The sequence below is a fragment of the Bacillus sp. AR4-2 genome (assembly GCF_008274865.1).
In the GTDB taxonomy this organism is placed as follows: domain Bacteria; phylum Bacillota; class Bacilli; order Bacillales; family Bacillaceae_G; genus Bacillus_A; species Bacillus_A cereus.
Window position 1 is genome coordinate 275,001 of record NZ_CP031062.1, and the last position, 7,500, is coordinate 282,500.

The window sequence follows — 7,500 nt, forward strand, 5'->3', positions numbered from 1 at the left end:
AGAAGCAGCCACCATTTAAAGAGTGCGTAATAGCTCACTAGTCGAGTGACTCTGCGCCGAAAATGTACCGGGGCTAAATACACCACCGAAGCTGCGGATTGATACCAATGGTATCAGTGGTAGGGGAGCGTTCTAAGGACAGTGAAGTCAGACCGTAAGGACTGGTGGAGTGCTTAGAAGTGAGAATGCCGGTATGAGTAGCGAAAGACGGGTGAGAATCCCGTCCACCGAATGCCTAAGGTTTCCTGAGGAAGGCTCGTCCGCTCAGGGTTAGTCAGGACCTAAGCCGAGGCCGACAGGCGTAGGCGATGGACAACAGGTTGATATTCCTGTACCACCTCTTTATCGTTTGAGCAATGGAGGGACGCAGAAGGATAGAAGAAGCGTGCGATTGGTTGTGCACGTCCAAGCAGTTAGGCTGATAAGTAGGCAAATCCGCTTATCGTGAAGGCTGAGCTGTGATGGGGAAGCTCCTTATGGAGCGAAGTCTTTGATTCCCCGCTGCCAAGAAAAGCTTCTAGCGAGATAAAAGGTGCCTGTACCGCAAACCGACACAGGTAGGCGAGGAGAGAATCCTAAGGTGTGCGAGAGAACTCTGGTTAAGGAACTCGGCAAAATGACCCCGTAACTTCGGGAGAAGGGGTGCTTTCTTAACGGAAAGCCGCAGTGAATAGGCCCAAGCGACTGTTTAGCAAAAACACAGCTCTCTGCGAAGCCGTAAGGCGAAGTATAGGGGGTGACACCTGCCCGGTGCTGGAAGGTTAAGGAGAGGGGTTAGCGTAAGCGAAGCTCTGAACTGAAGCCCCAGTAAACGGCGGCCGTAACTATAACGGTCCTAAGGTAGCGAAATTCCTTGTCGGGTAAGTTCCGACCCGCACGAAAGGTGTAACGATTTGGGCACTGTCTCAACCAGAGACTCGGTGAAATTATAGTACCTGTGAAGATGCAGGTTACCCGCGACAGGACGGAAAGACCCCGTGGAGCTTTACTGTAGCCTGATATTGAATTTTGGTACAGTTTGTACAGGATAGGCGGGAGCCATTGAAACCGGAGCGCTAGCTTCGGTGGAGGCGCTGGTGGGATACCGCCCTGACTGTATTGAAATTCTAACCTACGGGTCTTATCGACCCGGGAGACAGTGTCAGGTGGGCAGTTTGACTGGGGCGGTCGCCTCCTAAAGTGTAACGGAGGCGCCCAAAGGTTCCCTCAGAATGGTTGGAAATCATTCGTAGAGTGCAAAGGCATAAGGGAGCTTGACTGCGAGACCTACAAGTCGAGCAGGGACGAAAGTCGGGCTTAGTGATCCGGTGGTTCCGCATGGAAGGGCCATCGCTCAACGGATAAAAGCTACCCCGGGGATAACAGGCTTATCTCCCCCAAGAGTCCACATCGACGGGGAGGTTTGGCACCTCGATGTCGGCTCATCGCATCCTGGGGCTGTAGTCGGTCCCAAGGGTTGGGCTGTTCGCCCATTAAAGCGGTACGCGAGCTGGGTTCAGAACGTCGTGAGACAGTTCGGTCCCTATCCGTCGTGGGCGTAGGAAATTTGAGAGGAGCTGTCCTTAGTACGAGAGGACCGGGATGGACGCACCGCTGGTGTACCAGTTGTTCTGCCAAGGGCATAGCTGGGTAGCTATGTGCGGAAGGGATAAGTGCTGAAAGCATCTAAGCATGAAGCCCCCCTCAAGATGAGATTTCCCATAGCGTAAGCTAGTAAGATCCCTGAAAGATGATCAGGTTGATAGGTTCGAGGTGGAAGCATGGTGACATGTGGAGCTGACGAATACTAATAGATCGAGGACTTAACCATATAATATGTAGCAAATGTTATCTAGTTTTGAAGGAATATGCCTTCATAGTTTGGTGATGATGGCAGAGAGGTCACACCCGTTCCCATACCGAACACGGAAGTTAAGCTCTCTAGCGCCGATGGTAGTTGGGACCTTGTCCCTGTGAGAGTAGGACGTCGCCAAGCAACTTTAAGACGAGTCAGAATGACTCGTCTTTTTTGTGTTTTATAAAAATAAGAATGGCTGGTAAATCTCAGTTTATTAAAATTTCACTTTATTGTTCACATCAACAAGTTCAAAACGCTCACAGACGAGTAACATATCTTCAGAGAAATTAAGACCAAGCTCATTTAGTTCCTTTGTAAAAAAACGAACATGGGTGTCTCTCCAGTAATTATAAGTACGATCTCCTTCGCCTTCAGCGATAGCGAATTCTTCGCTTACTTCATTCATTGGTGTTACAGTTACTTCTATTGTCTTAATAATAGCTACAGGTTCATCATTACTATTGAGTATAATACTATAATCATTAGTAGTCGGTAGCGATTCATGTTCTAATTCATAAAAAATGTGACCGGAGCATGTAGCTGTTTTAATACCGTCAATTACTAGTTGTGCAAGATAATTAGGGGCATCCCCAAATTGCCAAGCTGTAACAGATTCTGGTTTTTTGTTGTTTCTCCAATAAGTATCCCAATATGTCTGTGCTAATTGATTCATTTTTATCGTCACCTCACTCTAATTAATATTTAGTCTCTTTATAATTCCTAGGAAATTTACTTATTTGTTATGCCTTTGTACTCATTTTTAATTTGTATTAGTGTGTTGCAAATTAAAAAGATACTATGTGGAGTGAATATAATTTGTAAATATGTTCTGTACATATATGGGATCTTTAAATTTCTAATTGCATTTTATGATAAAGGATATAGTTACTTAAAGAACGTTCAGATTATGAATGGTAGTTTATTATCACTATGCCATATTGAAGTGAGTAATACTAGAGTTAAAATAGATAAAAAAACCGATATTCTAAATTGAATATCAGTTTAATAATATGTGACTTATATGAATCTATAGCAATACGAAAAGCGTAAATAAGATAGCCAACAAAATACGATAGTATGCAAAAGGTTTTAAACCTATCTTCTCTAAAAGTTTTAGAAAAGTTACTACCGCTAGCATCGCTACTATAAAAGAGGTAATGAATCCTACCGCAAACATAGGGATGTCATCGACACTTAAATACTTCCAACTTTTTAGTAAGTCTAAGCCTGTCGCCCCAATCATTACAGGAAGAGCTATTAGAAAAGAGAATTCAGATGCAGTCTTATAATTTACTTTTGCTAATAGACCTCCAGAGATAGTAGAGCCAGCTCTAGAGAAGCCAGGGTATACCGCTAAGCACTGAAATAATCCGATTGTTAAAGCTTGGCGGTATGTTAAATCGTCCAGTGAATAGGCTGCTGCCTCTTTCTTTTTTACTTCTGCAAAGATCATAAGAATTGCCCCTGCTACAAGTCCAATCACAACAGTGTATGGCTGGAATAAGTATGTTTTAATAATATCATGTAGTAGCAAACCAGCAACCACTGCCGGAAATACGCCAAGAAATACATGGAACGCGTTGAATTTTTTTTCTTTCTGTATAAGAGGTTTAATATTACATAAAGAAACGAGACGTTTATGATATAAAATTGCAATAGCTAAAATTGCGCCTAGCTGAATAACAATTTCAAACGTTTTTGCTCTTTCTCCCTCAAAGCCTAATAAATGCCCGACTAATATAAGGTGGCCAGTAGAAGATATAGGTAAAAATTCAGCTAATCCTTCTACAATACCGAGTATGAAGGCAATAATGATATCGCTCATAGTTTCACTCCTATACATTAATGAATGTCTACTTTTTTAAAATAGAATAGTGTTGCAATAAATCCGGAAATTGTCGTTACTGCAATGATGATATAAGAATACTCTGGTGGATATGTCGGTTGTAATTCGTTATTTGCGATATCTAGAGTAGCGGTCCACGGAAATAAATCTTTATGCTTGGAGTTTACGAGCATAAGATTAGTCATTGTAATAATGACTGTTAATATAATGGGTGGTACATAGCTCTTCATTACAAGAGTTAGTAGCACAATAGGTGAAGACAATAGAAAGAGAAGTCCACCACATATTAAAAATTCTAGGAAAGAACCTAAAAGTAAAGAAATGTTAAAACCAGGGAAGTTCCCCAATAGCCCTAATATTAAAGTAAGTGCCCAAGCGACTAAAGTTAGCATCATAATCCAAAGAAAGAGAATGATGAATTTACTTATAATAAAGCTAATGCGCGACACGGGGATAGTTAGTAAATTTTTCAGTGTATCTTCTGTATATTCGCGGGTAAGCAAATAAGCAACCACTACTCCATATAAGGGGAATCCTATAACTAAAGTAGTATATAAGTTAACGTCAGTGAATAATTGATGGAACCAAATAGTTGGAGTTGGCTGTTTTGTTTTTATATGTATATAAGAGGCTACTACAACTAAGAAAGGTGCGACACCAGCACCAATAATGCTAATTAAAAACATATTAGAGCGTTTTAGCTTTAAGAGTTCTGTATAGAGTAGATTAACCAATTGTTCCACCTCCAACTAGTTTGGTGAAATAATCTTCTAGTCTATCTTCGCTTATCATCATTTTTAATACTTCAATATCATTAAGAACAAACGTTCTGTTTATGTATCCTTGTTGTCCAAAATGAGAGTAAATACGAATATTTCCTTCATCATGTACTTCATAATCAAAAATTTGAAGATGATTTTCTAATAACATCACAGCTTTATCGTCATTATTCACTTGAAACTCTATGTACTTACGGTTTGCCTTGCGCAGCGTATCAAGAGAAACTTCTTCTAGTAACTTTCCTTCATGAATAATTCCGATACGATCGACTAACTGTTCTACCTCGGCTAATATGTGACTAGAAATGAGTATTGTTATATTTCTTTCTTGAGCTAAAGAATGAATAAGTTTTCGCATTTCTTTAATACCAATAGGGTCTAGTCCGTTAGTTGGTTCATCTAATATGAGTAGCTCAGGATAATGGAGAAGAGCACGTGCAATTCCTAAGCGTTGCTTCATTCCTAAAGAATACTTTCCTACTAACTTTTTTGTCTCATGCTGCAAGCCTACTATTTCTAATGCTTCTTCGATAGCATTCTTTTTGTGAACCCCAATTATCTTTGCATTAATTAATAGGTTTTCTTTTGCAGTTAAGTTTTCATAAAATCCTGGAACTTCAACTATAGAACCAATTCTGCTTAAAATATCTTTTTGATTTTGGAATAAGTTCTCTCCGAATATTTCAATCGTTCCACTTGTAGGCTTTATAAGACTAAGTAGCATACGAATGGTTGTTGTTTTACCAGCACCGTTGCGGCCTATGAAGCCATAAATCTCCCCTTGTTGAACATTAATATTTAAATTATCTACTGATTTTTGATTGCCATATACTTTAGTAAGGTTAGTCGTTTTTATAATTGTATTTATAGGAGACACCTGCTTTCTATAAGTTCTTACTTACATCATAAAAAGGAAGGCTTAACTGCATATTAATCATTTCTTAACTATTTCTTAAAAGTATTGTGCTTTGGAATAGAAAAGCCAAAAGTAGTTCGTTTCCATGGAGTACTTTCAACCCATATATGTCCACCGTTTTTCTCAACAAGCGCTTTGGAAATAGAAAGCCCGAGACCGCTACCACCAAATGAAGAGTTTCTTGATTGTTCGCTTCGGTACATTCGCTCAAATACGTTTTGTAAATCATGTTTTGGAATACCAGGGCCTTGATCCCAAATATGAAGTTCGTATTCTGCATCAGCTTCTAGCAATTCGACTCCTATTGTTTTCCCATCCTTTCCGTAATAAATTGCATTTTTCATTAAATTACCGATAATCCGCATAATGCTTAGATGATCTGCGATGATAGGACAAGTAGATTCTGGTATGAGAATTTGCAGTTCGATGTTATGTTTTGAGAGCTCAGGTAAAAATTCAATCAAAACTTCTCTAGTAACTTCAGAAAAGTCGAGTTCTTCTTCTTTTAGTGGAAATTCATTAGCGTCTAGCTTCGCCATATTGAATATTTCATCAACTAGGTGCTTTAAGTTATTTGATTTCATATAGAGTATTTTAAGATATTCTTGTTTTTCTATTTCAGAAGCAGCAACTCCGTCTTTCAAAGCATCTATATATCCGATAATGGAGGTGAGTGGTGTTCGTATATCGTGGGAGATACTAGACAAAAGTTGTTTTCTGGATTCCTCGGATCTTTTGGCTTCAATTTGAACCTGCTCTAATTTACCTATTAGCTCGTTTATTGAAAAAACGATATTATGTAATGAGTGGTCATTGCTTGTGAATAATCTCGTTTGTAAGTTTCCTTTTAGTACACGACTTAATTTAGTATCCATTGCTTTGCGATGTTGAATGAATTGTATTCTTGAAAAGAAGAGATAAATTGTAATTAAGATAAGGATAATAAATAAAGACATTTTTATTTTTGGATCCATTTGTATGTTTAAAATCCCGCAAATGATAAGTTGTAATGAAATCAGGAAGAGGGTTATATCAGTCTTCAAGCTTTTCACCTACAAACTTATAACCAATTCCCCATATAGTCTGAATGAATTTTGGATTGGAAGGGTCAATTTCTATTTTCTTTCTGAGTTTTCGAATATGTACCATAACGGTATTGTCATCTTCTATATAATTATCGTCCCACACATTTCGGAAGAGCTGTGTTTTTGTAAATACTTGCCCTGGGTTTGAAGTAAAGAATTTTAACAGTTCCAGTTCTTTTCCGGTTAAGCTAATTTCTTCTTTGTTTGTATGAACTGTGTATGTATTTAAATTGATAGTTAGTCCTTTAAAAGATAAAGTTGTTTTTTCTTGAGCAGTATTGTTACTTCCGAGAACTAAAAAACGCCGCATAAGAGCTTTTACTCGTGCAATTACTTCGTGAATGCTGAAAGGTTTCGTAATATAATCATCAGCACCAATGCTTAAACCTAAAATTTTATCAACTTCGTGATCTTTAGCGGTGAGCATTAATATAGGTATGTTAGTTTTATCTCTAAGTTTTTTACATACCTCGATTCCATCTATTTTGGGCATCATAAGATCTAATATAACGAGGTTATAGTTATTTTGATTAAATAAATGTAAGGCTTCTTCGCCGTTGATTGCAGTGTCTACCATGTATAATTCTCGTTCTAAATATATTTTTAATAAATTTCGGATTTCTTTATCGTCGTCTGCTATAAGGATACGTATATCTTTCATATCTTCACCTGCTTCTAATAGAGTTTTATTGATAGTACAACAACTCTCTAATTATATACTAGTATTTGTTAAAATAAGGTTGCTAGTTTTGTTGGAGGAAAACGTCCACACAAGTTAAGTCTAGAGTTCAAATTAACTCGAATATATTTGGAAAAACAAATTAAAGAGAAGCAGAAGGTGTACTCCGATAATGAAATCCTATAGAGACGTATTTAGTTAAAAGAGCATAAAAATATTAAATTGAAGTTCTTTATAAAAAGGTGTTGACGATTATACTTTAGAGGTGTAATATAGAACAAGTCGCCGATGACATTAACGTCGAAAGCGACAAACGAAATGAAAAACTTAGTTGACATTGAAAGATGAAAATGTTAAC

Annotated in this window: 6 protein-coding genes and 2 rRNA genes (1 of these 8 cut by a window edge); 2 read left to right on the plus strand and 6 right to left on the minus strand. The window is 38.1% G+C overall.

The features are described from left to right. Both DN399_RS01575 and rrf read left to right on the plus strand, forming a co-directional pair. Positions 1 to 1,810, plus strand: a 23S ribosomal RNA gene (locus DN399_RS01575) (it extends 1,112 nt beyond the left edge of the window). Between the two features lie 49 nt (positions 1,811 to 1,859). After that, positions 1,860 to 1,975 (plus strand): 5S ribosomal RNA (gene rrf / locus DN399_RS01580). Positions 1,976 to 2,051: 76 nt separating this feature from the next. Here rrf and DN399_RS01585 read toward each other — a convergent pair. The 6 genes from DN399_RS01585 to DN399_RS01615 all read right to left on the minus strand — a co-directional run bounded on the left by DN399_RS01585 (position 2,052) and on the right by DN399_RS01615 (position 7,124). Beyond that, entirely contained in the window at positions 2,052 to 2,510 is a 459-nt protein-coding gene (locus DN399_RS01585) for an ASCH domain-containing protein (protein ID WP_016124221.1), read from the minus strand. A 354-nt stretch (positions 2,511 to 2,864) separates the two neighbouring features. Next, positions 2,865 to 3,662, minus strand: a complete 798-nt coding sequence (uppP, locus tag DN399_RS01595) for an undecaprenyl-diphosphate phosphatase UppP (protein ID WP_001279957.1) — start codon at positions 3,660 to 3,662, stop codon at positions 2,865 to 2,867. Positions 3,663 to 3,679: 17 nt separating this feature from the next. Continuing rightward, on the minus strand, positions 3,680 to 4,417 hold the full coding sequence (locus DN399_RS01600; RefSeq protein ID WP_000247719.1) for an ABC transporter permease: 738 nt from the start codon (positions 4,415 to 4,417) through the stop codon (positions 3,680 to 3,682). Next, positions 4,410 to 5,339, minus strand: a complete 930-nt coding sequence (locus DN399_RS01605; RefSeq protein WP_000074581.1) for an ABC transporter ATP-binding protein — start codon at positions 5,337 to 5,339, stop codon at positions 4,410 to 4,412. The genes DN399_RS01600 and DN399_RS01605 overlap by 8 nt, the downstream gene beginning before the upstream one ends. Positions 5,340 to 5,407: 68 nt before the next feature. Further along, positions 5,408 to 6,421 (minus strand): sensor histidine kinase, encoded by a 1,014-nt coding sequence (locus DN399_RS01610; RefSeq protein ID WP_048534905.1) that lies wholly within the window; start codon positions 6,419 to 6,421, stop codon positions 5,408 to 5,410. Beyond that, positions 6,411 to 7,124, minus strand: a complete 714-nt coding sequence (locus DN399_RS01615; RefSeq protein ID WP_000651995.1) for a response regulator transcription factor — start codon at positions 7,122 to 7,124, stop codon at positions 6,411 to 6,413. The genes DN399_RS01610 and DN399_RS01615 overlap by 11 nt, the downstream gene beginning before the upstream one ends. Between the last annotated feature and the right edge of the window lie 376 nt (positions 7,125 to 7,500).

Excerpts from the sequence above, each read along its gene's own strand:
- DN399_RS01615 (WP_000651995.1), bottom strand. The coding sequence starts at position 7,124 with ATGAAAGATATACGTATCCTTATAGCAGACGACGATAAAGAAATCCGA.
- DN399_RS01585 (WP_016124221.1), bottom strand. The coding sequence starts at position 2,510 with ATGAATCAATTAGCACAGACATATTGGGATACTTATTGGAGAAACAAC.
- uppP (WP_001279957.1), bottom strand. The coding sequence starts at position 3,662 with ATGAGCGATATCATTATTGCCTTCATACTCGGTATTGTAGAAGGATTA.